The sequence below is a fragment of the Bradyrhizobium sp. MOS003 genome, from assembly GCF_003020125.1.
In the GTDB taxonomy this organism is placed as follows: Bacteria; Pseudomonadota; Alphaproteobacteria; order Rhizobiales; family Xanthobacteraceae; genus Bradyrhizobium.
Map to the genome: position 1 here is coordinate 652,946 of NZ_PYFW01000002.1, position 26,850 is coordinate 679,795.

Here is a 26,850-nt window from a genome sequence, read left to right on the forward strand (position 1 = left end):
TCGCCTGAACCAAGGCAGCCTGAACGAAAGCGGGCCCAGCGTTCACGCCTCCGCGGTCAAGGTCGGACGTCTGGCGGTGCTGATCCGCGGTCCCTCCGGCTCCGGCAAGTCGCGCCTTGCCTTCGATTTGATCATGGCGGGACGCTCGGGCGTGATCGAAACGGCCGTTCTGGTCGGGGACGACCGTGTCCATCTGGCGACAGTCGGCGATGAAATTGAGGTCCGCCCCGCGCCGGTATTGGCCGGCCTGATCGAGATCCGGGGACTCGGGATCCGCCGCTGCGACTTCGTGGAGCATGCGACCGTCGGTCTCGTGGTCGATCTGGATGCCGCCGACGCGGAGCGCCTGCCGCCGACCAAATCCCTGAAAATCAGTATTTCCGGTGTCGAATTACCGCGAATCCCGGTTGGCCGCGACTATTCGCCCCTCCCGCTGGTTGTCGCGGCCTTGACCACTACCAAGAGTTAACCTTCGACTAACCCTTGAGGCGATTGTTTGAAGGGAAATGGTAACCATATGAACCCCACTATCGCGACCGAATAGACCGGCGCAGCTCCCCTTATCCATCCGTCTAGATTCAGGGAGATACGCAACATCCCCCCTTGCGCGGGGGCTCTGGATGGTCAAAGTGGCGCGTTCGTGCGGTGCACCAAAAGCGCCCGCGGGAGTTTTCCGATGATTGGTCTAGTACTTGTGACCCACGGGCGCCTTGCCGACGAATTCAAGGCAGCGCTTGAACATGTCATGGGCCCACAAAAGCAAATCGAAGCGATCACGATCGGCGCCGAAGATGATTCCGATCTCTGCCGAAGCGACATCATCGAGGCGGTTAATCGCGTCGATTCCGGCGACGGCGTTGCGATCCTCACCGACATGTTCGGCGGCACGCCGTCGAACCTCGCAATATCCTGCATGAGCCGGCCCAAGGTCGAGGTGCTGGCGGGCATCAACCTGCCCATGCTGGTGAAGCTCGCCAAGGTCCGCGAAGAGCGTCCGCTACCCGATGCGATCGCGATGGCCCAGGAAGCGGGCCGCAAATACGTCACCATTGCCAGCCGCGTGCTCGCCGGCAAATGAGCGACGAGGCGCCACAAGCGGGGACAGGCGTGCCCGCGGGCGCGATCTCCAAGGACCTCCTGATCATCAACAAGCGCGGCCTTCATGCGCGGGCCTCAGCGAAATTCGTCCAGGCGGTCGAGCGCTTCGATGCGCAGGTCTGGGTGACGCGCGGCGGCGAGACCGTCGGCGGCACCTCGATCATGGGCCTGATGATGCTTGCCGCCGGACCGGGCACCACGATCACCGTGGCCGCCGCCGGCACCGACGCGACAGCCGCGCTCGCGGCCATCACCGAGCTCGTTGAAAGCAAGTTCAACGAGGAAGGGATTTAGGTCCCTCGCCAAGTGCTCCGTGCCGTAGGGTGGCAAAGCGAAGCGTGCCCACGCGTATCACGATTGCCGAAAGATGGCGGGCACGGCGCTAACGCGCCTTTGCCCACCCTACGAGACCGTCATTCACTTCCCCGGCGGCGCGATGAAGACGTTCCAGCTCATCGCCGGGCCGGGCTTGCCGTGGGTGAAGCGGCGCGTGGTCATGACGATGCGCTCGGCGTTCGGCGCGACCTCCGAAACCCATTTCTCGAATTTGGGCAGGCGCTCGTCGGTCGCATCGAACACGGCGATGAAGCCGTATCTTTTGGCGTCGTCGAGCGAGGTCAGCCCGGACCCCCAGGCCTCGTTCGGCGTGAACGCGGCCGGATGATCCGGGCTGTAGAACACCATCGGCTGGATCGTCTCCATCGTCCCCGCAACGACCGCCCAGCGCGAGGCGAAGCGCGCGTGCCAGGCCTGGGTCAGCTCGCGTGCGAGCTCGGAGCGCGCGCCATAGGTCGCCGTGTTGCCGGCATTGGCCGTCATCTCGCGCGCGGCGATCCAGGGCGAGGCGGCGAGCGTGGCAACGCTGAGCACGAGCCAGATCGCGGCGATGTTGAACAGCGCCGCGCCCTGCACCCGCAACGTGGGAATCGCGACCAGCGCGAGCGGCACCAGGAAGAACAGCGAGATGCCCCAATCGGTCTTCAGGTAGACGCCGAAGACCAGCGCGCCGAGCGGGGGGCCGAGTGCGACGATGATCTGGATCATCCACACGTTCAGCGCCTGCGAGACGTTGACGCCCGGATTGGCGCCGCGCGCCCAGGCGCGCGTGACGATGCGCAGGGGTGCGCGCAGCAGCAATGTGAACCACGGCGGCACCAGCGCCATCGCCAGCGCGGCGAGCGCCACCGGCAGCGCCAGAAGTCCGGCATTGTGCAGCATGTAGCCGGTGACGAGCTGATGCACCTGGCCGGTGTCCGCGAGGCTGTAGGTGTCGCCGGCATAGGTCAGCGGCACGAAATGCGCATCCGCCAGCCAGACCACGTGCGGGATCATCGCCACGACCATCGTCGCAATCGCGACCCACGGCGCCGGCGAACCCAAAAATCTCATCCGCTCCGGATGGAGCAGCGCGGCAAGCCCGATGGCGCCGATCATGGTCAGCACCCAATATTTGGTCATCAGCGCCAGCGCGCCGGCAAGCCCGAGCAGGAGTCCGGACTGCCAGCTGCGCTTCTCGAACGCGTTGAGATAAGCGAGCACCAGCAGCGGGAGCGTGACCAGCTGGAGCAGATCCGGGTTGTACTTGAAGCCCTTGAAATTGAAGATTGGGTAGAGCGCGGCCATCACCACGACCAGGAACGCGCGCCGCGCATCCACCACGCGCATCGCGACGAGCCAGCAGATCACCATGCCGGCGCTGACCGTAGTCATCGCCAGCGCATAGGTCGCCCAGTCCGCGGCCGGAAACGCCGTGAACCAGAGCCCGGCGACCCAGCCCGACAGCGGCGGATGCTTGCCGTAGCCCCAGAGGAATTTCTGGCCCCAGCCATAGGCTTCCGCAACGTCCATGTGAACGTCCTGCGCTGCCTTGAGATTGATCAGGATGAAGGTCCAGAGCACCGCGTGCAGGATGGCGAGTTGGATCACCAGCCACAATCTCGCCTCGGGGCGGACCGCGCAGGCAACCAGCCAAGCCCGGAAGCGGCCAAAGCTCAGGCGGGCCTTCGTGCGGGTTCTGGCGGCGGTCAAAGCAGTGGTCGACATGGGCGCTTGCCTAGCGCGTTTTGGGCATTCGTGGAATCAGCTTGGCGTGAAGAAAGGCCCTGAAATTACAGCAATATGGTTGCCGCACGGGGATGTGAGTGGTATCCCGCGCCCATGACGACCGTCCCCATTTCCAACATCCGCAATTTCTCCATCGTCGCCCATATCGACCATGGCAAATCGACGCTGGCCGACCGCCTGATCCAGATGACCGGCGGCCTCTCCGACCGCGAGATGGCGGGCAAGGAGCAGGTGCTCGATTCCATGGACATCGAGCGCGAGCGCGGCATCACCATCAAGGCGCAGACGGTGCGCCTCGCGTACAAGGCCAAGGACGGCAAGGACTACATCTTCAACCTGATGGACACGCCCGGCCATGTCGACTTCGCCTACGAAGTCTCGCGGTCGCTGGCGGCGTGCGAAGGTTCCCTGCTGGTGGTCGATGCCAGCCAGGGCGTCGAGGCGCAGACGCTCGCCAACGTCTACCAGGCGCTCGACAACAATCACGAGATCGTGCCGGTCCTGAACAAGGTCGACCTTCCTGCCGCCGAGCCCGAGAAGGTCAAGCAGCAGATCGAGGACGTCATCGGCATCGACGCCTCGGACGCGGTGATGATCTCGGCCAAGACCGGCCTCGGCGTCCCCGACGTGCTGGAAGCCATCGTCACCCGCCTGCCGCCGCCGAAGGGCGACCGCGACGCGACGCTGAAGGCGCTGTTGGTCGACAGCTGGTACGACGTCTATCTCGGCGTGGTCGTTCTGATCCGCGTCGTCGACGGCGTCATGAAGAAGGGCAGCCGGGTGCGCATGATGGGCACCGGTGCAGCCTACGACATCGAGCGTGTCGGCTTCTTCACGCCGAAGATGACACAGGTCGACGAGCTCGGCCCCGGCGAGATCGGCTTCATCACCGCCGCCATCAAGGAAGTGGCCGACACCCGCGTCGGCGACACCATCACCGACGACCGGAAGCCCGTCACCGAGATGCTGCCGGGCTTCAAGCCGGCGATCCCCGTGGTGTTCTGCGGCCTGTTCCCGGTCGATGCCGACGACTTCGAGACGCTGCGCGCCGCGATGGGCAAGCTGCGCCTCAACGACGCCAGCTTCTCGTTCGAGATGGAAACCTCCGCCGCGCTCGGCTTCGGCTTCCGCTGCGGCTTCCTCGGCCTGCTGCATCTGGAGATCATCCAGGAGCGGCTGTCGCGCGAGTTCGATCTCAATCTGATCGCGACGGCGCCGAGCGTCATCTACAAGATGAAGCTCAACGACGGCACCGAGATCGAGATCCACAATCCGATCGACATGCCCGACGTGGTCAAGATCGCGGAGATCCAGGAGCCCTGGATCGAGGCCACGATCCTCACCCCCGACGAATATCTCGGCAGCGTGCTGAAGCTGTGCCAGGACCGCCGCGGTTCGCAGAAGGAGCTGACCTATGTCGGCTCGCGCGCGATGGTGAAATACGACCTGCCGCTCAACGAAGTGGTGTTCGACTTCTACGACCGCCTCAAATCGGTCTCCAAGGGCTACGCCTCGTTCGACTATCATCTCACCGACTACAAGCCGGCCGATCTGGTCAAGATGCAGATCCTCGTCAACAACGAGCCGGTCGACGCGCTCTCGATGCTGGTCCACCGCACACGTGCGGAGGGGCGCGGCCGCGCCATGGTCGAGAAGATGAAGGACCTGATCCCGCCGCACATGTTCCAGATCCCGATCCAGGCGGCGATCGGCGGCAAGGTGATCGCCCGCGAGACGGTTCGCGCGCTGCGCAAGGACGTCACCGCAAAGTGCTACGGCGGCGACATCACGCGCAAGCGCAAGCTTCTGGAGAAGCAGAAGGAAGGCAAGAAGAAGATGCGGCAGTTCGGCAAGGTCGACATCCCGCAGGAAGCTTTCATTGCCGCGCTGAAGGTGGATAGCTGAGGCAGGGCCTTCGATCGACAATCACCATCATGCCCGGGCTCGTCCCGGGCATTCACGTTTTGGGGCTTGTCGGAGACGTGGATGGCCGGGTCAAGCCCGGCCATGACGATGAAGCTGGATGGGTCCTGTCCGACCTGCTAGCCGCGGCCAAAGCAAAAATTGCGAAAACAACCCCATGCACAGTAGCCGACCCCTTGGCGGCATTCAGCTTTTTTGATCTTGCGAGGCCGGTTTGCACTGTCGGGCAAAACAGGGGGATGATGACATCGTCGCTGCGTGATTGATGCAGTCTCCGTCAGGTCAGCAGCTCGTTGCGATCACGCGCTCTGCTTCGCCTCGACGTATCGCTTGAAATTGTCGAGGATCGCCTGCCAGCCAGCCTGCTGCTGCTCGACCGAATGCGTCGCCTCGCCATCGAACACGACGCGGACCACGACAATGTTCGGGCCGGGCACGAACTCGACCTCGGCTTTGCGGTCGCCGAGCATATATTCAATCCGCTTATGCGTGACGATCTTCGTGTAGGTGCCCGCGAAGTCGAAACCCATGCTGCCGTCCTTGGCTTCCATCCGTGACGAGAAGGCGCCGCCTTCCCGCAGATCGACCGTCGCCCTGGTCGTATGCCAATCGTCGGAGGCCGCGTTCCATTTCACGATGTCGGCGGGCGTCGTGTAGGCCTGCCAGACCTGGTCGATCGGGGCTGCGACGCTGGTTTCGACGGTGATCCTCATGGGCATTGCTCCAATTCAATTTTTGGCGGTCGAGGCGACGGTCGGGGCCGTCCTCGCCCCTGCAGAACGTGTCCAACAAAGGACGATCAAAACCCGCCGGTGCCGACATGGTCCGTCGAATTTCCGGGCTTGGGGTGCCGTCAGATCATTTCCCGAGTTGTTGAAGCACGGCGGACCACAACGCGAGCGGTTCCCTGAGGCTTCCCGGCTCGGACGGCTTTTGGCGAACGGCGGTGTGCACCATGACGAGCCTGGAGACCGGATCGACCAGGATGACCTGACCGCGGATGCCGAGCAGGGCAAATCTGCGCTGCTCGCCCGGAAGGAGCCAAACCTGATAGCCGTAGCCAAAATAGGGTGTGGCCACGCGTGGCGCGAGATGATCATCCCCGGGTCTGACGGTCGTGGCATCGAGCAGCCATTGCCGGGGGATCAATTGACGACCTTCCCAGGCGCCGTCGTTTGCAAGCAAACGGCCCAACCGCGCATAGTCGCGCAAGGTGGCGTTGAAGCAGCAGAATGCAATCTCCTGCCCGCTGCCGTCGATCGCCCACGACGCATCCGCTTCGGTGCCGATGGCGCTCCAGATGCGATCGTGGAGATAGTGAGCCAGCGGCGCGCCGGTCGCCGAGCGCAGCACCAGGCCGAGGATCTCGGTCTCTACGCTGGCGTAGTGCCATTTGGTCCCCGGCGGCGTTGACCGCGTGTTGAATTGCGCGACGACGGATGCGGGGTCTTTCGGCTCACCGACGAACAGCGCGCGTCCAAGCCGGGCTATGTCGTCCCTGCCGTCGTAGACTTCAGAGAATTCCACGCCCGACGACATGTTCAACAAGGCGCGAATGGACGTGCCGCCATATTCCGTTCCTGCGAGGCCCGACACATAGGTGGAGACGGTATCGTCGATCGACTTGATCCGCCCCTCGGAGACCGCGATTCCCACCAGCATGGCCACAAGCGTCTTGGCCATGGACTGCGACAGGAAGCGGTCTCGGTCGGTCCGGGCATATTGATAATGCTCGTAGAGGATCGTGTCGTCCTTGGCGATCAACAATCCCGTCACCGGGTTGCGCTTGAGATAGTCCGCGATGCTCAGCCGCTGGTTATCGAAACTGTAGGCGATCGTCGGCTCCGGCGCGCGCTTGAACGACCAGGGCGTCGCGGCGCGGCCGACCCGGCGCGACGGATAGATGTCGCCGAAATGGCTGTAGGCCCCGACCAGCTTGTCGAGCTCGTTGGTCGCTCCCCGCGTGCCGGTCGGATAGCCGGACGCCTTGCCGTAGAGTTCGGCGTCGGGGCCGCTGTCCGAAAACACCGGCCCCGGCTCGTCGGGAGGGCTTCGGCTGTCCTGTGCGCCTGCAAGCGGCACTGCAACCGCGGCGGCGAAAATGACAGGGATGAAAAACCTGCAGCAAGCACGCAGTTTGCAGAGCGCTTCCAATGTCATTGGACTTGCTTCCTCACGCGTTGCTTTGCGTGTGCGCTTCAAGAGAACAACGTCGCAGAGCATGCTAGCATCGGAGCCAGACGGTGTCAGCATTCCGCCCGTCCCGCCTTGCCCTCCGCCGTCGGATGCGCCACCATCCCAGCGCGCACCATCAAAACATACCAAGAGCGCAGAGGAAACGCATGAGCAAGGCATCACGCTTCGACTATGGCTGGGTCGTGGTCGCCGCGGGCGCGCTGATGACCTGTGTCGGGTTCGGCACGATGCTGTCGCTGGCGGTGTTTCTGCAGCCGATCTCGGAATCGATGGGCTGGTCGCGCGCCGGCGTGTCGGCGGCGGCAACGCTGGATTTCCTTTGCATGGGCGTTGCCGCATTTTTTTGGGGCACGCTGTCGGACCGGTTTGGCACCCGCATCGTGGTCCTTTCGGGAAGCATCTTGCTGGGCCTCGGTCTCGTGGCCGCAAGCCAGGCCGCACACTTGTGGCAGTTCCAGCTTTTCTTCGGCACGCTTATCGGAATTGCCGCGGGCAGCTTCTATGCGCCGATGATGGCACTCGCCAGCGCCTGGATCGAAAAGAACCGCAGCCTTGCGGTGGCGCTGGTCTCGGCCGGCATGGGCGTGTCGCCGGTGACGATCGCGCCGACCGCAAGCTGGCTGATCACGGCCTATGACTGGCGCACCGCGATGCTGGTGATCGGCATCGCCGCATGGGCGCTGCTGATCCCCGCCTGCTTCCTGGTGCGTCCGGCACCGGCCGCACCAGGCAACGCGAATGCAGACGCCGCACCGGAAGTCGAACTGACTGCGGCGCAGGCGCTGCGCACGCCACAATTCATCGCGCTCGCGGCGGCGCATTTCGCCTGCTGCGCGGCGCATTCCGGTCCGATCTTCCACATGGTGTCCTATGCCATGGTGTGCGGCATCGCCCCGCTCACGGCGGTGACGGTCTACAGCGTCGCCGGCGTCTCAGGCCTCGGCGGCCGCCTGCTTCTGGGTGCGGCGGCCGATCGCATCGGCGCAAAGCCGGTGCTGGTCGGCGGACTGTTCGTGCAGGCGATGTGCATCGCGACCTATCTCGCCGTGGCGCAGCTCGGCGAATTCTATGCGCTGTCGGTGGTGTTCGGCCTCGCCTATGGCGGGGTGATGCCGCTCTATGCGGTGCTGGTTCGCGAATTCTTCGGCGCGCGCATCATGGGGACCGTGTTCGGCGCGGTGTCGGCATTCGCCAGCCTCGGCATGGCGCTCGGGCCCTGGGCCGGCGGACTCGTGTTCGACAATTTCCAGCGCTACACGTGGCTGCACGCCGGCTCGTTCGCGATCGGGCTCGCCGCCGTCGCGGTGGCGCTGAGCTTCCCGACCAGACGTGGGGTGTCATTCGGTTCCGGTCGCGAGCCGGAGTCATCGGCACTCCCCACCCGTTGACGAAGCCGCGATCCCGACGCTAAATGGCCGCGTCGGAAAAGGCAGACTTGGTCTGGTAAGCCCAAGTCCTTTCGGTAACGAAAGCTCTGGTCTTTGGCCTCGCGCCAGGGATCCCCACGACGAACAACGGTCGCTGTTCAAGCGGCCCATCGTTCGTCCGTGAGGCTCCCAGGTCGGGAAACGCTCCGGTCGAGTCTCGACAACGGAGCCGTTCATGCAAACCCCCGACCCTGCACTAGATCCCGTCCCTGTCCTTTATGACGTCATCGTCGCCGGCGCCGGTCCCGTCGGGCTTTTCCTGGCTTGCGAGTTACGGCTTGCGGGCTGTTCGGTGCTGGTGCTCGAGAAGGCGCAAGATCCGCACTCGCCGCTCAAGCGCCTGCCGTTCGGGCTGCGTGGTCTTTCGGTACCCACCATCGAGAGCTTCGACCGCCGCGATCTGCTGAATGATCTCAAGCTCCGTGTGCCCAGCCGTGACGTGCCGGCGGCTGCGCACTGGATGCAGGAGCAGCGCAACCCGGGCGGACATTTCGCCGGCATCCAGTTCTTCCAGGATCAGATCGACGGCACGCAATGGCCCCACCGCTTGACGGGCCAGATCGGCAGCGTCGCGGCCGACATGGCGAGCATCGAGACGGTGCTCGCGATCCGTGCCGCGGCGCTCGGCGTCGAGATCCGGCGCGGCTGCGGCGTGGAGTCTCTCGCGCAATCAGACGATGACGTCACCGTTGCCGCAGGCGGCGGAACGGTGCGAGGCCGCTGGCTCGTTGGCTGCGACGGCGGGCGCAGCCTTGTGCGAAAGACAGCCGGCATTGGTTTCATCGGCACCGATGCCGAGTTCACCGGCTATTCGGCGCAGATCGAGCTGGCCGATACGGCCGCGCTCAAACCAGGCCGCCATTACACGGCGTCGGGCATGTACACCTATGCGGCACCCGGCACGATCGCGATGGTCGATTTCGACGGCGGCATGGCTCACCGCAGCGAGCCGCAGCGCGACCAGATCGAGACGGTGCTGCGCAAGGTCTCGGGCCTCGATGTCACGGTGACGCGCCTGCTGCGCGCAACCACATGGACCGATCGCGCCTGTCAGGCGACCGACTACCGCGCGGGCCGCGTGTTGCTGGCCGGCGATGCCGCGCACATCCATTCGCCGCTGGGAGGCCAGGGCCTGAACCTCGGCCTCGGCGATGCCATGAACCTTGGCTGGAAGCTCGCCGCCACCGTTCGCGGCGACGCGCCGGCCGCCCTGCTCGACACCTATGCGGCCGAGCGGCGGCCGGTGGGCACACAAATCCTCGACTGGTCGCGCGCTCAGGTCGCCCTCATGCGGCCCAGCCGAAGCTCGCGCGCGCTCGAAGCCATCATCCGCGATCTCATCGACACGCGCGACGGCGCGACCTATTTCGCCGAGCGGGTCTGGGGCGTCTGTCTCCGCCATGACCTTGGCGAGCACCATCCACTGGTGGGGCGCAGCGTGCCCGACTTTGCATTGTTCGATGGAACGCGACCAAGCGAGTTGCTCAGGACAGGAAGAGGGCTGCTGCTGGACTTCGATGCCGGGCCGTCGCTTCAAGCCCTTGCGCGGCGCTGGCGCAAGCGGATCGATTATGTCGCGAGCGACGCGAGGGAGCGACTGGGCCTGACCGCCTTGCTCGTGCGCCCCGACGGCGTCGTCGGCTGGGTCAGCGAGGGGCACCCGGACATCGAGACAGCGGCTCGCGCAGCTGCGCGGTGGTTCGGCCAACCCGATTGAGGGTCGAATGCCTGCCAGGATCGATTACGGCCCGAGGCCGTGAAGATTTCACTCAATTCACCGCGCGTAGCGCGGCCGTGAACGCGGCGAGGTCGGTTCGTGCCGTCTCGTCCGGGGCCCATCTGGGAAGGTCGGCAAGCTGCGCGAGCACGCGGGAGCGGTCCTGCGGCAGCAGGAAGCTCGCCCAGACCTCGCTGGTGTCGCGGATGGCGGCGGCGACCAGGCGGGCGTTGGTGGATTTGCCCGCGCCCTGGATCGCCGCGCAGACGGTGGTCAGAATGAATTCGGCGGTGCTGCGGCGGAAGCCCGTAAACCCCTCCTCGCGGATGCGAGTGCGCTGCTCCGGCGCGAGGCTCGCCATGAACAACTCGCCCGCAACCGCCTCGCGCGCCATGCCGCGGATGACGAAGTTCATCGCCGCCGCGTACTGGTCGCCATAATCGGTCATGTTGCGCTGGAGCGTCGCAAGATCGGGCTGCGCCCCCGGCTGCGTACCATACAGCGCGAACAGCTTGCAGGTCGCGTTGGCCGCGTCCATCCAGTCCATCAGCCAGCCCATGTCGCTCGCCTGCGCCGGCGGCAGCGCCTGCAGAGCCTCGACATCGAAGACGCGGCCGAGCTGCGCGGCGGTCTCCGGCCGGGTCAGGTCGGGTCGACCTCCCTTTTTCGCCACGCCTTCGACATAGGCCCGGAACATCCGCGCGGCCTCGCCTGCGGCGGCCGCATCACGGGCGCCGTCATGTGCGAACGCCGGCGAAGCAAGCGCGAGCAGAACGATGAGGATTCGGACGATCGACATGGGCAACCTCATCCGGCGCGATACGCGGTGCCGTTGACGGCGACGGAGGTTGTTGGTCGCGCGGCGCGCCGCCAAGGTTCACGGGCGGGCCTTCACGCCGAGCGGGGGACGATGCCCGCACCTTGAACCGCTCCGCCAAATAGACCACCATCTCACTTCAGCGCTCACGACAGAAAGAAGGCGAGGACAGGCGAATGTCGGAGCTTCCCGGATCTGGTCTCGCGGAACGTGCCCGCGCCATCTCGCCGCTGATCGCGCGCGAAGCGGACGAGATCGAGCGGACGCGGCGGCTGACGCCTTCCGTCGTCGCGGCGCTGCTCGAGAACGGGCTGTATCGTGCGCTGCTGCCGCAGAGCCTCGGCGGCGCGGAAGCCGCGCCTGAAGCCTTCATGCAGATGCTGGAGGAGATCGCGAAGGCGGATGCATCAACGGCCTGGTGCCTCGGCCAGTGCACGGTCTGCGCGATGATCGCAGCCTCGCTCGACCACGACACCGCGCGCGAGATATTCAACACGTCGCCCGGCATCCTCGCATGGGGAGCGATCGCGCATGAGGCGCGCGCGGTCGAGGGCGGCTATCGCGTCACGGCACGCTGGGATTTCGCCTCGGGCTCGCGGCAGGCGAGCTGGCTGGGCGCGCATGTGCGCATCCTCAGGACCGACGGCACACCGCGCGTGAATGCCGACGGCTCGCCGGAGGTGCGCACGATTCTGTTTCCCGCCGCCAGCGCGACATTGCACGACGTCTGGCAGGCGATCGGGCTCGCCGGCACCGGCACCGATTCCTACGAGGTGAACGACCTCCTCATTCCCGAGCGCTTCACCGCTTTCCGCGACGTGCCATCCGGCTTGCGCGAGACCGGACCGCTCTACCGGATCGGCACCGGTGCAGCCTTCAGCCTCGGCTTTGCCGCGGTGTCGCTCGGCGTCGCGCGCGCCACGCTGGATGCGGCCATCGCGCTGGCGCGAGGAAAGCATCCCTCGCTAACGGCGAGTGCGATGCGCGACAACGGTGCGGTGCAGGGGCTGATCGGCCGCACCGAAGGCGATCTGCGCGCCGCGCGGGCCTATCTCTATACGACCGCCACGGCGATGTGGCGCGACCTGTCCGCGACGGGCGGGTTCAGCGCCGCGCACCGCCGCGCGGTACGGCTGGCCGCGACCTGGACCATCCATCAATCGGCGAAGGTGGTCGACACCGCCTATCACATGGCCGGCGCGACCGCGGTGTTCCGCCGCAACCCGTTCGAACGCCGGTTTCGCGACATGCACGCGATCGCCCAGCAAATCCAGGCGCGCGACACGCATTATGAGGACGTGGGAAAGGCGATCCTTGCCGAAACCCTCTAGTCGCCGGCGAGAACGGCTGCGACGCTTTGTCTATGCCCGCGACGAGCAACAGGCCCTCCATGCGCCGGCTGCATCGAGTCATGCAAAAGGATGGGGGCGACTCCGTTGAAACACGGTGGCGATCCCGCCCTTGTTGTTAAGCAATTTCTGGGACCTTTCCACCAAAGCAAGATTTGGAAATGCCTGGGAATTTTCGATGTTCAAACTCAAGTCGATTGCCGCCCGCCTGATTCTCGCGATCGCCCTCACCGTGGCAGTGGCATGCGCCATCGTCTCCGGCTTCTCGATCAGCCAGCAACGGGCGCTGACCCGGATGGCGCTCGATCAGCAGCTCAAGCTGCAATATGAGAGCGTGATCGCGGCGATCGACTATGAGGGACGCTCGGCACTGGCGGTCTCCGCCGTGATCGCGGCGCTGCCGCCGGTCGGCGACGCCATCGCCAAGGGCGACCGCGACAGCCTGGCCGCGCTGCTCGGCGAGGCCAACAAATCGCTGAAGGCGCAGGGTATCCCGCTCATCACCTTCCAGGTTCCGCCTGCCGTGGCGTTCTACCGCGTGCACGCTCCCAAAGTGTTCGGCGATGACGTCTCGGCGCGCCGCGAGACCGTGGTCGAGGCGATGAAGGGCGGCCGGCAGATCGTCGGCGTCGAGCCGGGCCGTGAAGCGCTCGGTATCTTCGGCATGACGCCGATCGTGCGCGACGGCAAGAGCATCGCCAACGTCGATATCGGCGCCGCCTTCGGCAAGGAGTTCGTCGACCGTGCCAAGAAACGCTTTGGCATCGACCTCGCGGTCTACTCGCTCGACGGCAAGAACCTGAACAAGCTGTCTTCGACGTTCGGCAGCACGGTCGTCACCACGATGGACCAATTGAAGAGCGCGATCGACGGTTCGGCGGTCCGGCACGAGGCCGAGCTCGACGGTCATCCGGTCGAGGTCTATGCCGGGCCGATCAAGAACTATGCGGGAGCGCCGGTCGGCGTGATCGAGATCATCAAGGACACGACCGAGTACGAGGCCGCGTTCGCCACGGCCGAGCGCAATTTGATCCTCGGCACGGTTGCCATCCTCGCCGTCGCGATCGTGCTGGCGCTGCTGCTCGGGCGCGGCCTGTCGCGGCCGCTCACCGCGATCACCGCGGTCATGAACCGACTGTCGAGCGGCGATACCAGTGTCACCATTCCCGGCAGCGAGCGCCCGGACGAACTCGGCACCATGGCCAAGGCGGTGGACGTGTTCCGCCGCAACATGCTCGAAGCAGGCACCATGCGCGAGGCGCAGGAGGCCGACAAGGCCAAGGCAGAGATCGAGAAGCAGGCTCTGCAGCGCCAGATGGCCGACCGCTTCGAAGCCGACGTCAAGGGCGTGGTGGCTGCCGTGGCCAGGGCGACCGAGGGCATGCAGAGCGTCGCCGGCGACATCACCAGCAGCGTCAACGGCACTTCGCAGCGGGCCTCCGCCGCAGCGACGGCCTCAGAGGAGGCCTCGACCAGCGTCAATGCGGTCGCAGCGGCGACCGAAGAGCTGGCATCGTCGGTCAGCGAGATCGGCCGCCAGGTCACCCATTCCAGCAAGGTCGCGAGCGATGCCGTGGGCAAGGCCGCGGAGACGACCGAGATGGTCACGAGCCTTGCCACCGCCGCCGAGCGCATCGGCGACGTGCTGCGTCTGATCAGCGAGATCGCGAGCCAGACCAATCTGCTTGCGCTCAACGCCACGATCGAGGCGGCGCGCGCGGGCGAAGCAGGCCGTGGCTTTGCCGTGGTCGCCTCCGAGGTGAAGGGGCTGGCGAGCCAGACCGCGAAGGCGACCGACGAGATCGCGAGCCAGGTCACCGCGATCCAGGCCGCCACCGGCAATTGCGTCACCGCGATTTCCGGGATCAGCGACACCATCCGCGAGATCAGCGGCATCGCTACCACGATCGCCGCCGCGGTCGAAGAGCAGGGCTCCGCGACGCGCGAGATCGCGCGCAGCGTGCAGCAGGCCTCGGCGGGCACGACGGACGTCTCGGCCAATGTCGCCGTCGCCAGCCAGGCCGCGGATCAATCGCGGGCGCTGGCAGGCAATGTCATGGCGGCCTCCGGCGAACTCGGGCAGCACGCCTCGGCGCTGATGCGAAGCGTGGATACGTTCCTGGCGGGGCTCCGGGCGGCGTAGGGTGATTTGATTTAGAAGGTTGAGCCCCAGACTCGGTTTACCTCTCCCGCTTCCGGGAGAGGTCGGCGCGAAGCGCCGGGTGAGGGTTCTATCCTCTTGGGGGTTCTCGATTGTGGAGATAACCCTCTCCCCAACCCTCTCCCGCAAGCGGGCGAGGGAGCGCACTGTCCTTGCGGCTCAGCCGGCGCTCACGCCACCAGCGCAGCGTCTTCTTCCTCGCCGTCGATCCCGCGCTGCGCCGCCAGCAGGCTCATGATCTCGGCATTGGGCCGGGCCTTGCTGAACAGGAAACCCTGGCCTTCGTCGCAGCCCTCGGTGCGCAGGCAGCTGAGCTCGGCCTCGGTCTCGACGCCTTCGGCGGTGATGGTGACGCCGAGGCCTTTGCCGAGGCTGACGATGGAGCGGATGATCGCCTGGGCCTCGCGGTTGGCGCCGAGATCGCGCACGAAGGACTGGTCGATCTTGATCTTGTCGAACGGAAAACTGCGCAAATAGCTGAGGCTGGAATAGCCGGTGCCGAAATCGTCCATCGAGATGCGCACCCCGAGCGCGCGCAAGGCGTGCAGCGTCGCCAGCACCTGCGCGCTCTTCTCCAGCAGCAGCGTCTCGGTGATCTCGAGCTCGAGCCGCCGCGGCGGCAGGCCGGAATGTCTCAAAGCGTCCGTCACGATCGAGAGCAGGTTGCCGCTGCGGAACTGCAGCGGCGACAGATTGACCGCGACGCGCACGTCGTCCGGCCAGGCGGCGGCGTCGAGGCAGGCCCGGCGCAGCATCAACCCGCCGAGCGGATTGATCAGGCCGGTGTCCTCGGCGACCGGAATGAACTCGGCCGGCGAGACCATGCCGCGCTCGGCATGCGGCCAGCGCACCAGCGCCTCGAAGCCGGTGATGCGGCCGCTCTGAAGGTCGATCAGCGGCTGGTAGTAGGGACGAAGCACGTCGTTCTGGATCGCGTCGCGCAGCTCGACCTCGATCTTGCGGCGGCTCTGCGCCTTGGCGTCGAGCGCGGCCTCGAAGAAGGCGAAGGTGCCGCGCGCGTCCAGCTTGGCGCGCGACAGCGCCATGTCGGCGCTCTTGAGCAGCTTTTCGGAATCATCGCCGTCGCCCGGCGCCATCGCGATGCCGATCGAGGCGCCGATCACCACGGAATGGCCGTCAAGCAGATAGGGATCGGCGATCGCCGCAAGCAGACGTTTGGCCAGCATCACCGCGTCCTCGGGACGCGCCAGGCCGCTCTGCACGATCGCGAACTCGTCGGAGTTGAGCCGCGCCAGCGCGTCTTCCTCGCGCAAGGTCGAGCGCAGCCGCTTGGCAACGCCGCGCAGCAGCTTGTCGCCGACCGCATGCCCGAGCGTGTCGTTGACCGACTTGAAACTGTCGAGCCCCAGCATCAGCAGCGCGACCTTCTCGGGGCTGCGCCGTGTGTGCAGCAGCATCTCGTCGACCTGCTGGCGCAGCAGGCTGCGGTTGGGCAGGCCGGTCAGGGTGTCGTGCTGAGCCATGAAGGCGAGCCGCGCCTCGGCGCGCTTGCGTTCGGTGATGTCCATCAGCGCCAGCAGCACCGCCGGCCGCTCGGCATAGGTCAATTCGCGGGAATAGATCGCAAGGTCGATCAGCCCGCCGTCGGCCTTGACATGCTTCCAGGTACGGCCGGCCTGCTCCTCGCAAGTCGGGTCCGCCATCCAGGGCGGTTCACTCTCGAAGGCCTGCAGGGAGCGGATCGTCAACCGCTCGAACTCGGCGCGGGTGTAGCCGTAATGCGCGACCGCGGCGTCGTTGACGCCGAGGATGCGCTCGTCGTCCAGCGCGCAGACGATCATGGGAACGGGATTGCCGTCGAACAGCAGGCGGAACGAGGCCTCGCGCTGCTTCAGTTCGGTGATGTCGACGCGCAGGCCGACCACGCCGCCATCGTCCGTCAGTCGCTCGTCGATCAGGATGACGCGGCCGTCCGACAGCTTCTGCTCGTGGCGGGCGCCGGGCTGATAGAGCCTCTGCAGGCGGTCGGCGATCCACTCGTCCTCGTGGCCGATGGCCTCGGGATAGTCGCCGCGGGTAACGCCGACGCGGAGCGTGTCTTCGAGACGCGCACCTTCCTCGAACAGATCGGCGGTCTTGCTGTAGATCTCGGCGTATTTCTTGTTCCAGAGGACGTAGCGGCCTTCCGCGTCGAGAAACACGATGCCCTGCGGCAGGATGTCGATGGCTTGGCGCAGCCGCTCATGGGATTTGCGCGCGTCCGCGATCGCAGCCTCCGCCTCGGCGCGGCTGCGCAGGACTTCCTCGCGTTCCGAAAGGGCGCGCGGGACGCGCGCGAAGCGCGGCTTGCGCGGCGGCTGGCCAGCCCGGGCAAGCACGCTTTGCTTTCGTCTTCCTGCTTTTCGAGACCCCAAACCCAACTTCACTCGTCCCAGTCACGCCCAACGGCGCAAGCTTTGGGGCAAGTGTCTGAAAGAAAAGTAATCTTGGGTGGCCGCGCCAGCCGAGGCGCCGCCTTGCGAGCATCGAGAACCCGGCGCGCGTGCCTGTTTACGAGGCGCAAGCAAGCCTTTTGGCGCATCAAAGCCGCGGCGTCGTCGCAATCGTCGAGCGAGATGATGCAAAAACGCCCGCTCTCCATGAATCAATTCCGCGCGCGGGTCCGATTGCATACGAGATGGAAACGAACCCGGCTCCGCGCACGAATTTTGGTCAATGCAGGATACGGTTATCGCACCGTTAAGAATACGGCTGGCCCCGTGAAAGAATCACGATTTTTGGACGACCTTGTTGAATACGGGGATCGTCATGCCAGGCGCGCCTTCGCGCCGGGGCAACGGCCGTCAAGACGCCGTGAGGTCGTCTGCCGCAGCACAGCCCGATTCTTAACCCCGACGCCGTGTTGGGCTATAAGGGCTGCGCATGAGTCTCCGCCGCCTCACCCCTCTCCTCCTCGTCATGACGCTCCTGGCCGCCGCCGGCGGCGCGCTGGCCCAGGACAAGGGCAGCGTCAACCCGAAGCCGCTGCCGCCGCTCGCCAATTCCAATGACCCAGACGTCGCCGCCAAGGAGCTGTTCGCCCGCAAGCTGCTGCCGTCGAAGGGGGCGACGCAAGTCATCGGTTCCTACACCAGGGGCTGCATCGCCGGTGCGGATCAGATGCCGGTCAACGGCGACCATTGGCAGGTGATGCGGCTGTCGCGCAATCGCAGCTATGGCCACCCCGACATGATCGCGCTGATCAAGCGGCTCGCGGCCAGGGCGCACAAGGACGCGGGATGGCCCGGCATCCTGGTCGGCGACATCGCCCAACCGCGCGGCGGCCCGGCGCTGTCGGGCCATGCCAGCCACCAGATCGGTCTCGATGCCGACATCTGGCTGACGCCGTCGCCGGACCGCCGCCTCTCGCGCGAGGAGCGCGAGGACATGTCGGCGGTGATGATGGTGCGCCAAGACCGACTCGACGTCGATCCGAAGGTGTTCACCCCGAGCCACGTCCTGGTGCTGCGCGACGCGGCGCGGGAGCCGGCGGTGCAGCGCATCTTCGTCAACGCCGCGATCAAGAAGGCGCTGTGCCGCGAAGCCAAGGGCGACCGCGCCTGGCTGTCGAAGATCCGCCCCTGGTGGGGCCACGACTACCACTTCCACATCCGCATGCGCTGCCCCGCAGGGGCCGGCGAATGCGAGGGCCAGCCGTCACAGGCCGAGGACGAAGGCTGCAAGCCCGCCGATCTCGCCTATTGGTTCTCCGACGCCGTGCTGCACCCCAAGCCACCGCCGGAGCCGCCGAAACCGAAGCCACCGATGACGCTGGCGCAGATGCCGGCGGCCTGCAAGGCGGTGCTGCATGCGGCGGATGCGAAGCCGTAGGGTATGTGGCCCGCGCTGACGGCCCACCCAGTGTGATTGAGCCGCGCTTTTAGGATGACGACCCAGGTTTGACCTCGGGCGCCAGCCTGCTATCTTCGCGATTGCGATATCCCTGCCGGCCGTAAGCCGCAGCCGGGCCCCGTGGACAGCGCTTCCACCCGTCGCGACCTGACCCACCAACGCCAGACCTGTGTGTGCAACTTGCGCGCGCGGACTCGCACGGAGCGCTCACATGCTACGTATTTCAGGATTTTTCACCGCCCTCGTGATGCTCGCAAGCGCGAGCCTCGCGCCGGCCGCCGCCGAGGACAAGACCATCACCGTGTTCGCCGCGGCCTCGATGAAGAACGCGCTCGACGAGATCGACGCCGCCTACACCGCCAAGACCGGTGTCAAGTTCTCGGTCAGCTATGCCGCCAGTTCGGTCCTCGCCAAACAGATCGAGCAGGGCGCGCCGGCCGACGTGTTCGTCTCCGCCGACACCGACTGGATGGACTACGCGATCTCCAGGAAGACCATCAACGAGGCTTCCAAAGTCAATCTGCTCGGCAACAGCATCGTGCTGATCGCGCCGAAGGATTCCAGGATCGACAACGTCACCATCGCGCAAGGTTTCGACCTGGCCAAACTCGCCGGCGACGGCAGGATCGCGACCGGGGACGTCAAGTCGGTGCCGGTGGGCAAATACGCCAAAGCGGCGCTTACGAGCCTCGGGGCATGGCAGGCCGCCGAGCCGAAATTCGCCATGGCCGAGAGCGTGCGTGCGGCCCTGACGCTGGTGGCGCGCGGCGAGGCCAATCTCGGCATCGTCTATTCCACCGACGCCAAGGTCGAGCCCGGCGTCAAGATCGTCGGCACATTCCCGGCGGAGTCGCATCCTGCAATCATCTACCCGGTTGCCGCGACTACGATTGCGAAGGACGGGACCAGCGGCTATCTCGCCTTCCTGCGCTCCTCCGCCGCCAAGACCATCTTCGAAAAATACGGCTTCAAGTTCCTGGTCAGCCCGACAATCTGATATTCACCACGTGATGTCGGACATCTCTCCCGCCGAATGGACCGCGATCCTGCTCTCGCTCAGGGTCGCGATCATCGCAACGCTGGTGGCGACGCCATTCGGCATCGCGCTGGCGTGGCTGCTGGCGCGGCGCGATTTCTGGGGCAAGTCGATGCTCGACGCCATCGTGCATCTGCCGCTGGTGCTGCCGCCGGTCGTCACCGGCTATCTGCTCCTGCTGACGTTCGGCCGCCGCGGCCTCGTCGGCGGCTTCCTCGCCGACCATCTCGGCATCGTGTTCTCGTTTCGCTGGACCGGCGCGGCGCTGGCCTGCGGCGTGATGTCGTTCCCGTTGCTGGTGCGGCCGATGCGGCTGTCGATCGAGGCGATCGACCGCCGGCTCGAGCAGGCCGCCGAGACGCTCGGCGCCGCACCCTGGAAGGTGTTCTTCACGGTGACGCTGCCGCTGGCGCTGCCCGGCGTGCTCGCCGGCATGGTGCTCGGCTTTGCCAAGGCGATCGGCGAGTTCGGCGCGACCATCACCTTCGTCTCCAATATTCCCGGCGAGACCCAGACGATTTCCTCGGCGATCTATTCGCTGATCCAGACGCCGGATGGCGACGCCGCGGCCGGCCGGCTCGTGATCGTCTCGATCGTGCTGGCGCTCGGCGCCCTGATCGCCGCCGAATGGTTCGCCCGCCGCGCGACGCAGCGCCTGCACGGGAATTGACCATGCTGCGCGTCGACGTCGAGAAGCAACTCGGTGAATTCTCGCTTCAGGCATCCTTCACCGGCGAAGGCCGCGTCATCGGCCTGTTCGGCGCTTCCGGCGCCGGCAAGACGTCGCTGGTCAACATGATCGCGGGGCTGCTGCGGCCCGACCGCGGCACCATCGTGCTCGACGGCGAAACCGTCGACGACACCGCGGCCGGGATTCATGTCCCGGCCTGGCGCCGCCGCATCGGTTACGTGTTCCAGGACGCGCGGCTATTCCCGCATCTCAACGTCGCGCAGAATCTCGACTATGGACGAAAGATGAACCGCCTGGCGCCGGATCCGGCGCAGCACGCACGCGTCATCGACCTGCTCGATATCGGCACCCTGCTCGACCGCCGCCCCGGAAAGCTCTCCGGCGGCGAGCGCCAGCGCGTCGCGCTCGGACGCGCGCTGCTGGCAAAGCCGCGGCTGCTGTTGCTCGACGAGCCGCTCGGCGCGCTCGACGAGGGCCGCAAGCTCGAGATCCTGCCCTATTTGGTGCGGCTGCGCGACGAGGCCAATGTCCCCATGGTCTATGTCAGCCACGATGCCGCCGAGCTGCGCCAGCTCGCGACGCAGATCGTGATGCTGAAGCAGGGGCGGGTGACGAGTCTTGGCGGGGTGAGGCTGCTGGCGTAGAGCCGTAGCCCGGATGGAGCGGAGCGTAATCCGGGGCTCTCGCGCGCAGAAACGGCGGCCCCGGATTACGCTCCGCTCCGTCCGGGCTACGAATTGCCGCATGAAAGAGCGACTATCGCGCCCCCCGTCGCTGCGCTCGCAACGACGGTGGAGGGTTCAGCGCTTCCGCCGCTTCGGCTTGATTGCGCCGAACACGCTCGCCAAATCCTCGTTTGCCGGCACCGCATCGTCATCCAGATGCAGACGGCTCTCCACGTGCAAGAAATGCTCACGCGACACCGCAATTGCGCGCGACACATCGCGGGCGCGTAACGCATCGACGATCGCGCCGTGCTCATCGACGGCGCAGATCGAATCGGTGGCGGGCTCGTAGACCGAGACCATGACCGAGGAGCGGCTCAGCAGATCGGAAAGGAAGCGCGTCAGCTCGGCATTGCCGAGTGCCTCCACGAGATGAACGTGGAACGCGCCGGACAGCCGCACCGACGCCGCGCGATCGCCGCGCGTGGCGGCGGCGCGCTCCTCGGCGAGATGCGCGGTCAGCTTGTCGATCAAGGCATCGTCGACAAGGCGGGCGAGCTGCGTCAGCACGCCGGCCTCAAGCACGCGATGCGCCTCGTAGACGCTGCGGACGTCGTCGAGCGTCGGGCGCGGTACGCGGGCCCCGCGGTTGGGGATCATCTCCAGCCGCCGCTCAGCACCCAGCCTGTGCAGGACCTTCCGGATGCGCTCGCGAGACACGCCGAAGATATCAGCGAGCGGCGGCTCGGCGAGCTTCACACCCGCCTTCAGCTTGCCCTCCAGCAACGCATGCAGGATGGCCTCATAGACCGCTTCGTCCTCGGCCGGATTGGCCTTGCCGTTTCTCTTCCCGTTTCGCCCGCGCTGCGTCGCCATGGCCCATAGCTAGGCCCAAAGGATGCGCAGCGTCACCTCCAAAAAATGTGCACATTTGCTTCGTGCCTGTGCAGGTACGGTCGACAATCCACCCTGACTCATCTGATATCATTATCAAATCTTGAAATGTGCACATTTGGCATGGTGCTTGCTGCTGCTTCGATGCAAGCCTTACGCACAACATACGGGACACGCCCATGCACACCCCCTCCCGACGCAGCGTTCTGACATCCGGCGCGGCGCTTGCCGCGGTTCTGGCGGCCCCGGCACGGCTCCGCGCCGCGCCCAGGGAGATCGTCATCGGCGGCCCCGCGGGCGCCGCGAAATATTTCAACGCCGACCTGTTTCCGGTGCTGGAAAAGAAACTCGACTGCAAGGTGCTGTACGAGGGCACCAACTCGCTGACCAATCTCCAGAAGATGCAGGCCGACAAGGCCGCCCCGAAGATCTCGGTGGTGATCATGGACGATCCGGTGATGCTTCCGGCTGCGACCGAAGGCCTGATCACGAAGATGTCGGCCTCGTCGATCGCCAATCTCGGCAAGCTCGTTGACGGCGCGGTGCACCAGGACGGCATGTGGGCGAACTATCAGCGGCCCTGGGCGGGCATCGCCTATTCGACCAAGCGCATGAAGACCGCGCCCACCAAGTGGGCCGACCTGTGGGATGCGAAGTACGCCTCCCGGGTGATCGTGCCGTCGCTGTCCAACACCGAAGGGTTCTGGACACTGCTCGCAGCCGCGCATCTCGAAACCGGCAAGCCCTACAAGGAGGCGCAATACGAGATCGACGCGGCCTTCAAGAAGGTGAAGGAGCTGAAGGCCAACCTGCTCAACGTCTATACCAACGCGCCGCAGGCCATCAATCTGATGGAGCAGGGCGAGGCCTGGATGATCGGCGGACAGTTCTCCGCCTACACGCTGATCCGCAAAGCGGAGGGATCACCGGTCGATCTCGCCGTGCCGCAGGACGGCGGCTTCGCGATGCCGTCGGGCATCGCCAAGGTGGCTGGCGCGCCGGCTGGCGATCTCGCCGATGCCGTGATCGACTTCTTCCTCAGCCCGGAAGCGCAGACCATCCTCGCCGACAAGGCGTTTGTCGCGCCGACCAACAAAGGCACGCCGACGCCGGCAGGCTTCCCCGCCCCCGCCTCGCTGTTCGCGCCGGACTGGGCGTTCGTCGCCAAGAACCGCGCCTCCTGGGTCGACCGCTGGAGCAAGGAGATGACATGAGCGAAGCCGCCCAGCATCTGGTCGTCCGCGGCGTCTCCAAGCGCTACGGGCCGACGACGGTTCTCGATCACATCGATCTGACCATTCGGCGCGGCGAGCTCGTCACGCTGCTCGGCCCCTCCGGCTGCGGCAAGACCACGCTGCTGCGCGCCATCGCGGGGCTGGCGCAGCCCGACACCGGCAAGGTCGAGCTCGCCGGGCGAGACATCACCAACGTGCCGCCGCACAAGCGAAATGTCGGAGTCGTGTTCCAGAGTTACGCGCTGTTTCCGCATCTGACCGTCGCCGGCAATGTCGCATTCGGGTTGAAAGTGCGCGGCGCCCCCAAGGGCGAGATCGACGCCGCGGTCGAGCGTGCGCTGGCGCTGGTCAAGCTCGGTCATCTCGCGGGCCGCCGCATCTCTGCGCTGTCGGGCGGCCAGCAGCAGAGGGTGGCGCTGGCGCGGGCGATTGCCGTCGAGCCTGACGTGCTACTGTTCGACGAGGCGCTCTCGGCGCTCGATCGCAAGCTGCGCGAGGAGATGCAGGTCGAACTGCGGCGCCTACTCCAGGACGTGAAGGCGACCGCGATCTTCGTGACGCACGACCAGGACGAGGCTCTGACCATGTCGGACCGCGCCGCCGTCATGAACAAGGGACGCATCGAGCAGCTTGCCGAGCCGCGCGAACTGTATTTGCGGCCTGCCAGCCTGTTCGCGCTCAACTTCGTCGGGCTGTCGACGCGGATTTCAGGCACCGTGCTGGCGGCAAATGACGGCAAGGTCGACGTCGAGACCAAGCTCGGCCGCATGTCCGCACTGGGCAATTTCCAGGCCGGCTCTCCCGTCATCGTCGCAGCGCGCCCCGAGCAGCTTCGCCTGGGCGAACAGGGCGAGGCCAACTCCGCGGCCGGCCGCGTCCGCTCCGTGGTGTTCCAGGGCTCGCGAACGTTGGTCGAGGTCGATGCCGGCGCCGGCGAAAGCCTGCTGGCCGAACTCTCCGGGCGGGATGGCACGATCCCCCGCGTGCATGACGAGATCCGCCTGAGCTGGCCCGTGGCCGAGACCTTTGCGTTTCCGATGGATGCGCAGGCATGACCGAGGCAGCCCTTCCCGCGCCAGTGACGGCGCCCGCCGCGGACCGCGAGCAGCTCGTGGCGATCGGCTTCGTGCTACCGTCCTTCGTCATCATCGCCGGCGTGTTCGCGCTGCCGCTGGTGCTGCTGCTCGGCGTCAGCATCGTCGATGCCAATGGGCTGACCTTCACACACTATAAGCGCCTGCTCGGCATGCCCTATTATCTCGGCGTGATCTGGAATTCGCTGCGGCTCGGGCTACTGACGACACTGATCGCCTTCCTGATCAGCTATCCCGCCGCCTTCGCGCTGGCGCGCGCCCGCGGGCCCTTGCGCTCCGTGCTGCTGGCGACGCTGTTCCTGCCGCTTGCGGCCAGCGTCATCGTCAAGGCGTTTGCCTGGACGATCCTCTTGCGCAGCGACGGAATCGTCAACGAAACGCTGATCGCGCTCGGCATCATCGAAGACCCGATCCGGATGATCTTTACCGAGACCGCGCTGATCGTCGGCGCCGTCAACATCTTCCTGCCCTTCATGATCCTGCCGATCTACGCCATCGTCGCCCAGCTCGATCCGCGCTATGCGGAAGCGGCTGCCACGCTCGGCGCCTCGCCGGTTGGAACGTTCTTCCGCGTCATCCTGCCGCTGACCTTGCCCGGAATCATCGCGGGCGTCGCGCTGGTGTTCTCGCTGTCCGTCTCGGCCTATGTGGTGCCGACGCTGCTGATCGGCGAAAAATATCCGACGCTCGCGACCACGATCGCAAAAGCCTATCTGCTGGCACGCGAGCCCGGCTTCGGTGCAGCCGCCGGCGTCGTGCTGCTGGGAATTGCGATCGCCGTCGTCACGCTGAGTGCGCGCCTGTCGCGGGAGCCGAAGTGATGAATCGCGCCGCAATCGTCGTCTGCTGGATCATGGCCATCGGGCTCGCATTGTTTCTGGTCATCCCGTTGCTGGTGATCGCCGCCGCAAGCTTCTCGCCGACACCGGTGTTCGATCTGCCGCTGACCGGCGCATCGACACGGTGGTATGGTCGGATCGGACGCCTCGACGGTTTCTGGCCGTCGCTGCTGCTCTCCCTCCAGATCGCGCTGTTGTCGACCGCGATCTCGCTGGTCTCGGGCACGCTCGCGGCCATCGCGATCGCGCGGGGAAAACTGCCGGGCGCGGGCATCTTCGCCACCGCCCTGGTCTCGCCGCTGATGATGCCGGGCCTCGTGCTCGGCATCGCGCTGCTGCAGGGCTTTCGCGCGGTCGGCTTCACCGCGCCCTGGGCCACACTGCTGGTCGCCCATCTCGTGATCACGCTGCCTTACGTCGCGCGTACGATGATCGCGGGACTGGCGCGGTTCGACTTCACCCTGATCGAGGCGGCGCGCACGCTTGGCTGCACCTATCCCGGCAGCGTTTTGCGGGTGATGGTGCCGGCGCTGGCGCCGTCGTTCCTGATCGCGGGGATCTTCTCGTTCCTGGCCTCGTTCGACAATTATCCCGTCTCGATCTTCCTCGCCGACGTCCGCACCAAGACGCTGCCGATCCGGATGCTGCAATATATCGAGGAGGCGCCCGACCCGACGCTGGCTGCACTCTCCACCCTCATCCTCCTGGGCACGGTGATCTTGCTGTTCGTCAGCGACCGCGTCGTCGGCCTGCACCGCATGGCCGGAACCTCGGACTGATCCATGAGCAACGAACCCAAATCGTCACAGCGCGACTTCGCCGGCTATCGTGGTAAGCCGCCAAACCCGCGCTGGCCCAGCGGCGCACGCGTCGCGGTGTCGCTGGTGGTGAATTTCGAGGAAGGCTCGGAGTTCTCCGTCAACGACGGCGATGCCGGCAACGAGGCGATCTACGAGGTCGTCCACAAACTGGACGGTCCGGATTCCTGCATCGACAGCCATTTCGAATACGGCACGCGCGCCGCGTGGTGGCGCATCATGGATCTGTTCGATGCCCACGGCGTGAAAGTGACGGTGAGTTCCTGCGGACGGGCTGTCGAGCGCTCGTCTGACCTCGCACGCGACGCCGTCGCGCGGGGCCACGAGGTATCGGCCCATGGCTGGCGCTGGCAGAGCCACGCCGACATGGACGAGGCGAGCGAGCGTGACGTCATCGCGAAGACGGTCGCCGCGATCGAACGCGTCACCGGACAGCGCCCGGTCGGCTGGCACACCCGCTCGGCGACCTCGCCGAACACGCGCCGTTTGCTGGTCGAGCACGGCGGCTTCCTCTACGACAGCGACGCCTACAACGACGATTTGCCCTATTACAGGGAGGTCGCCGGCAGGCAGCATCTGGTGTTGCCCTACGCGTTCGACACGAACGACATGCAATATTACAACGCCTCGCGCTTCAACGGTTCCGATTTCGCCGACTACGTCATCGATGCCTTCGAGTGGCTCAAGCGAGAGGGCGAGACGGCACCGAAGATGATGTCGGTCGGATTGCACCTGCGCATGATCGGCCGGCCCGGCCGGATCGGCGCGCTGGAGCGAATCCTGGCGCACATCACGGGAAGCGGCGCGGCCTGGGTGGCCCCGCGCGCGGCGATCGCTCGGCATTGGAAGGAGACGGTGCCAGCGGGGGTGTGACGCACACTCCGTGCCCGGGACGCGATGCAGCACGAAGTGATGCATCGCAGAGCCGGGGCCCACGGCGCCATGGGTCCCGGCTCTGCGGAGCAGCGTTGCAC

General features: G+C 66.0%; 22 protein-coding genes and 1 pseudogene. 17 read left to right on the top strand and 6 right to left on the bottom strand.

What is annotated here, in order from left to right:
• Positions 1-19: 19 nt before the first annotated feature.
• The 3 genes and pseudogenes from C7G42_RS13565 to C7G42_RS13575 all read left to right on the top strand — a co-directional run bounded on the left by C7G42_RS13565 (position 20) and on the right by C7G42_RS13575 (position 1,392).
• Positions 20-487: pseudogene (locus tag C7G42_RS13565) on the top strand (HPr kinase/phosphorylase).
• A gap of 189 nt (positions 488-676) precedes the next feature.
• Positions 677-1,078, top strand: coding sequence for a PTS sugar transporter subunit IIA (locus C7G42_RS13570; RefSeq protein WP_007597752.1), 402 nt, complete (start codon positions 677-679; stop codon positions 1,076-1,078).
• Positions 1,075-1,392 carry an HPr family phosphocarrier protein gene (locus C7G42_RS13575; protein WP_106949437.1) on the top strand — a complete coding sequence of 106 codons (318 nt, stop codon included), beginning with the start codon at positions 1,075-1,077 and terminating at the stop codon, positions 1,390-1,392. The genes C7G42_RS13570 and C7G42_RS13575 overlap by 4 nt, the downstream gene beginning before the upstream one ends.
• A gap of 123 nt (positions 1,393-1,515) precedes the next feature.
• Here C7G42_RS13575 and C7G42_RS13580 read toward each other — a convergent pair whose 3' ends face one another.
• Positions 1,516-3,141, bottom strand: a complete 1,626-nt coding sequence (locus C7G42_RS13580; protein ID WP_106949438.1) for a glycosyltransferase family 39 protein — start codon at positions 3,139-3,141, stop codon at positions 1,516-1,518.
• Positions 3,142-3,255: 114 nt separating this feature from the next.
• Between C7G42_RS13580 and lepA the strand changes: the two genes are divergently transcribed.
• Positions 3,256-5,067: a translation elongation factor 4 gene (gene lepA, locus C7G42_RS13585; RefSeq protein WP_106949439.1), complete on the top strand. Its 1,812-nt coding sequence runs from the start codon at positions 3,256-3,258 to the stop codon at positions 5,065-5,067.
• 317 nt (positions 5,068-5,384) lie between these two features.
• Here lepA and C7G42_RS13595 read toward each other — a convergent pair whose 3' ends face one another.
• Together C7G42_RS13595 and C7G42_RS13600 are read right to left on the bottom strand one after the other, a co-directional pair.
• Complete coding sequence (locus C7G42_RS13595; RefSeq protein WP_106949441.1) at positions 5,385-5,798, bottom strand: SRPBCC family protein; 414 nt, start codon at positions 5,796-5,798, stop codon at positions 5,385-5,387.
• Positions 5,799-5,943: 145 nt separating this feature from the next.
• On the bottom strand, positions 5,944-7,113 hold the full coding sequence (locus C7G42_RS13600; protein WP_245427692.1) for a serine hydrolase domain-containing protein: 1,170 nt from the start codon (positions 7,111-7,113) through the stop codon (positions 5,944-5,946).
• Positions 7,114-7,427: 314 nt separating this feature from the next.
• Here C7G42_RS13600 and C7G42_RS13605 point away from each other — a divergent pair, with 314 nt between their 5' ends.
• Positions 7,428-8,669: an MFS transporter gene (locus C7G42_RS13605; protein WP_106949442.1), complete on the top strand. Its 1,242-nt coding sequence runs from the start codon at positions 7,428-7,430 to the stop codon at positions 8,667-8,669.
• 214 nt (positions 8,670-8,883) lie between these two features.
• Complete coding sequence (locus C7G42_RS13610) at positions 8,884-10,425, top strand: FAD-dependent monooxygenase (RefSeq protein ID WP_106949443.1); 1,542 nt, start codon at positions 8,884-8,886, stop codon at positions 10,423-10,425.
• A 52-nt stretch (positions 10,426-10,477) separates the two neighbouring features.
• On the opposite strand, the gene C7G42_RS13615 is transcribed toward C7G42_RS13610, so the two are convergent.
• The gene (locus C7G42_RS13615; protein WP_106949444.1) at positions 10,478-11,224 is read right to left on the bottom strand and encodes a hypothetical protein; all 747 of its coding nucleotides are present in this window, start codon (positions 11,222-11,224) and stop codon (positions 10,478-10,480) included.
• Between the two features lie 194 nt (positions 11,225-11,418).
• On the opposite strand from C7G42_RS13615, the gene C7G42_RS13620 reads away from it, so the two are divergent.
• Together C7G42_RS13620 and C7G42_RS13625 are read left to right on the top strand one after the other, a co-directional pair.
• Positions 11,419-12,573 carry an acyl-CoA dehydrogenase family protein gene (locus tag C7G42_RS13620; protein ID WP_106949445.1) on the top strand — a complete coding sequence of 385 codons (1,155 nt, stop codon included), beginning with the start codon at positions 11,419-11,421 and terminating at the stop codon, positions 12,571-12,573.
• 196 nt (positions 12,574-12,769) lie between these two features.
• Positions 12,770-14,734, top strand: coding sequence for a methyl-accepting chemotaxis protein (locus tag C7G42_RS13625; RefSeq protein WP_106949446.1), 1,965 nt, complete (start codon positions 12,770-12,772; stop codon positions 14,732-14,734).
• Between the two features lie 188 nt (positions 14,735-14,922).
• On the opposite strand, the gene C7G42_RS13630 is transcribed toward C7G42_RS13625, so the two are convergent.
• Positions 14,923-17,091, bottom strand: a complete 2,169-nt coding sequence (locus tag C7G42_RS13630; protein WP_106949447.1) for an EAL domain-containing protein — start codon at positions 17,089-17,091, stop codon at positions 14,923-14,925.
• A 544-nt stretch (positions 17,092-17,635) separates the two neighbouring features.
• Between C7G42_RS13630 and mepA the strand changes: the two genes are divergently transcribed.
• From mepA to modC, 4 genes are all read left to right on the top strand, one after another.
• A complete protein-coding gene (gene mepA, locus C7G42_RS13640; RefSeq protein WP_106949449.1) occupies positions 17,636-18,583 on the top strand; it encodes a penicillin-insensitive murein endopeptidase in 948 nt (315 codons plus the stop codon).
• Between the two features lie 232 nt (positions 18,584-18,815).
• Positions 18,816-19,601 (top strand): molybdate ABC transporter substrate-binding protein, encoded by a 786-nt coding sequence (gene modA, locus C7G42_RS13645; RefSeq protein ID WP_106949450.1) that lies wholly within the window; start codon positions 18,816-18,818, stop codon positions 19,599-19,601.
• A gap of 13 nt (positions 19,602-19,614) precedes the next feature.
• Positions 19,615-20,310: a molybdate ABC transporter permease subunit gene (gene modB, locus C7G42_RS13650; RefSeq protein ID WP_106949451.1), complete on the top strand. Its 696-nt coding sequence runs from the start codon at positions 19,615-19,617 to the stop codon at positions 20,308-20,310.
• Positions 20,311-20,312: 2 nt separating this feature from the next.
• Complete coding sequence (gene modC / locus C7G42_RS13655; RefSeq protein WP_106949452.1) at positions 20,313-20,975, top strand: molybdenum ABC transporter ATP-binding protein; 663 nt, start codon at positions 20,313-20,315, stop codon at positions 20,973-20,975.
• Between the two features lie 156 nt (positions 20,976-21,131).
• Here modC and C7G42_RS13660 read toward each other — a convergent pair whose 3' ends face one another.
• Positions 21,132-21,872, bottom strand: a complete 741-nt coding sequence (locus C7G42_RS13660; RefSeq protein WP_106949453.1) for a GntR family transcriptional regulator — start codon at positions 21,870-21,872, stop codon at positions 21,132-21,134.
• 197 nt (positions 21,873-22,069) lie between these two features.
• Here C7G42_RS13660 and C7G42_RS13665 point away from each other — a divergent pair, with 197 nt between their 5' ends.
• Genes C7G42_RS13665 through C7G42_RS13685 form a run of 5 tightly spaced genes read left to right on the top strand, consistent with a single transcriptional unit; the run spans position 22,070 to position 26,749 of the window.
• Positions 22,070-23,104 carry an extracellular solute-binding protein gene (locus C7G42_RS13665; protein WP_106949454.1) on the top strand — a complete coding sequence of 345 codons (1,035 nt, stop codon included), beginning with the start codon at positions 22,070-22,072 and terminating at the stop codon, positions 23,102-23,104.
• A complete protein-coding gene (locus C7G42_RS13670) occupies positions 23,101-24,180 on the top strand; it encodes an ABC transporter ATP-binding protein (protein WP_106949455.1) in 1,080 nt (359 codons plus the stop codon). Before C7G42_RS13665 ends, C7G42_RS13670 begins: the two co-directional genes overlap by 4 nt.
• Entirely contained in the window at positions 24,177-25,040 is an 864-nt protein-coding gene (locus C7G42_RS13675; protein ID WP_106949456.1) for an ABC transporter permease, read from the top strand. The genes C7G42_RS13670 and C7G42_RS13675 overlap by 4 nt, the downstream gene beginning before the upstream one ends.
• The gene (locus C7G42_RS13680) at positions 25,040-25,837 is read left to right on the top strand and encodes an ABC transporter permease (RefSeq protein WP_106949457.1); all 798 of its coding nucleotides are present in this window, start codon (positions 25,040-25,042) and stop codon (positions 25,835-25,837) included. Before C7G42_RS13675 ends, C7G42_RS13680 begins: the two co-directional genes overlap by 1 nt.
• A gap of 3 nt (positions 25,838-25,840) precedes the next feature.
• Positions 25,841-26,749 (top strand): polysaccharide deacetylase family protein, encoded by a 909-nt coding sequence (locus tag C7G42_RS13685; protein ID WP_106949458.1) that lies wholly within the window; start codon positions 25,841-25,843, stop codon positions 26,747-26,749.
• Positions 26,750-26,850 lie beyond the last annotated feature (101 nt).

What these genes read in the sequence shown, in the direction of transcription:
- C7G42_RS13670 (WP_106949455.1), top strand. Translation starts at nt 23,101, where the DNA reads ATGAGCGAAGCCGCCCAGCATCTGGTCGTCCGCGGCGTCTCCAAGCGC.
- C7G42_RS13660 (WP_106949453.1), bottom strand. Translation starts at nt 21,872, where the DNA reads ATGGCGACGCAGCGCGGGCGAAACGGGAAGAGAAACGGCAAGGCCAAT.
- modA (WP_106949450.1), top strand. Translation starts at nt 18,816, where the DNA reads ATGCTACGTATTTCAGGATTTTTCACCGCCCTCGTGATGCTCGCAAGC.
- C7G42_RS13610 (WP_106949443.1), top strand. Translation starts at nt 8,884, where the DNA reads ATGCAAACCCCCGACCCTGCACTAGATCCCGTCCCTGTCCTTTATGAC.
- C7G42_RS13605 (WP_106949442.1), top strand. Translation starts at nt 7,428, where the DNA reads ATGAGCAAGGCATCACGCTTCGACTATGGCTGGGTCGTGGTCGCCGCG.
- C7G42_RS13580 (WP_106949438.1), bottom strand. Translation starts at nt 3,141, where the DNA reads ATGTCGACCACTGCTTTGACCGCCGCCAGAACCCGCACGAAGGCCCGC.
- C7G42_RS13675 (WP_106949456.1), top strand. Translation starts at nt 24,177, where the DNA reads ATGACCGAGGCAGCCCTTCCCGCGCCAGTGACGGCGCCCGCCGCGGAC.
- C7G42_RS13595 (WP_106949441.1), bottom strand. Translation starts at nt 5,798, where the DNA reads ATGAGGATCACCGTCGAAACCAGCGTCGCAGCCCCGATCGACCAGGTC.
- modB (WP_106949451.1), top strand. Translation starts at nt 19,615, where the DNA reads ATGTCGGACATCTCTCCCGCCGAATGGACCGCGATCCTGCTCTCGCTC.
- C7G42_RS13665 (WP_106949454.1), top strand. Translation starts at nt 22,070, where the DNA reads ATGCACACCCCCTCCCGACGCAGCGTTCTGACATCCGGCGCGGCGCTT.
- C7G42_RS13615 (WP_106949444.1), bottom strand. Translation starts at nt 11,224, where the DNA reads ATGTCGATCGTCCGAATCCTCATCGTTCTGCTCGCGCTTGCTTCGCCG.
- C7G42_RS13625 (WP_106949446.1), top strand. Translation starts at nt 12,770, where the DNA reads ATGTTCAAACTCAAGTCGATTGCCGCCCGCCTGATTCTCGCGATCGCC.
- mepA (WP_106949449.1), top strand. Translation starts at nt 17,636, where the DNA reads ATGAGTCTCCGCCGCCTCACCCCTCTCCTCCTCGTCATGACGCTCCTG.
- C7G42_RS13685 (WP_106949458.1), top strand. Translation starts at nt 25,841, where the DNA reads ATGAGCAACGAACCCAAATCGTCACAGCGCGACTTCGCCGGCTATCGT.
- C7G42_RS13680 (WP_106949457.1), top strand. Translation starts at nt 25,040, where the DNA reads ATGAATCGCGCCGCAATCGTCGTCTGCTGGATCATGGCCATCGGGCTC.
- C7G42_RS13620 (WP_106949445.1), top strand. Translation starts at nt 11,419, where the DNA reads ATGTCGGAGCTTCCCGGATCTGGTCTCGCGGAACGTGCCCGCGCCATC.
- C7G42_RS13570 (WP_007597752.1), top strand. Translation starts at nt 677, where the DNA reads ATGATTGGTCTAGTACTTGTGACCCACGGGCGCCTTGCCGACGAATTC.
- modC (WP_106949452.1), top strand. Translation starts at nt 20,313, where the DNA reads ATGCTGCGCGTCGACGTCGAGAAGCAACTCGGTGAATTCTCGCTTCAG.
- lepA (WP_106949439.1), top strand. Translation starts at nt 3,256, where the DNA reads ATGACGACCGTCCCCATTTCCAACATCCGCAATTTCTCCATCGTCGCC.
- C7G42_RS13575 (WP_106949437.1), top strand. Translation starts at nt 1,075, where the DNA reads ATGAGCGACGAGGCGCCACAAGCGGGGACAGGCGTGCCCGCGGGCGCG.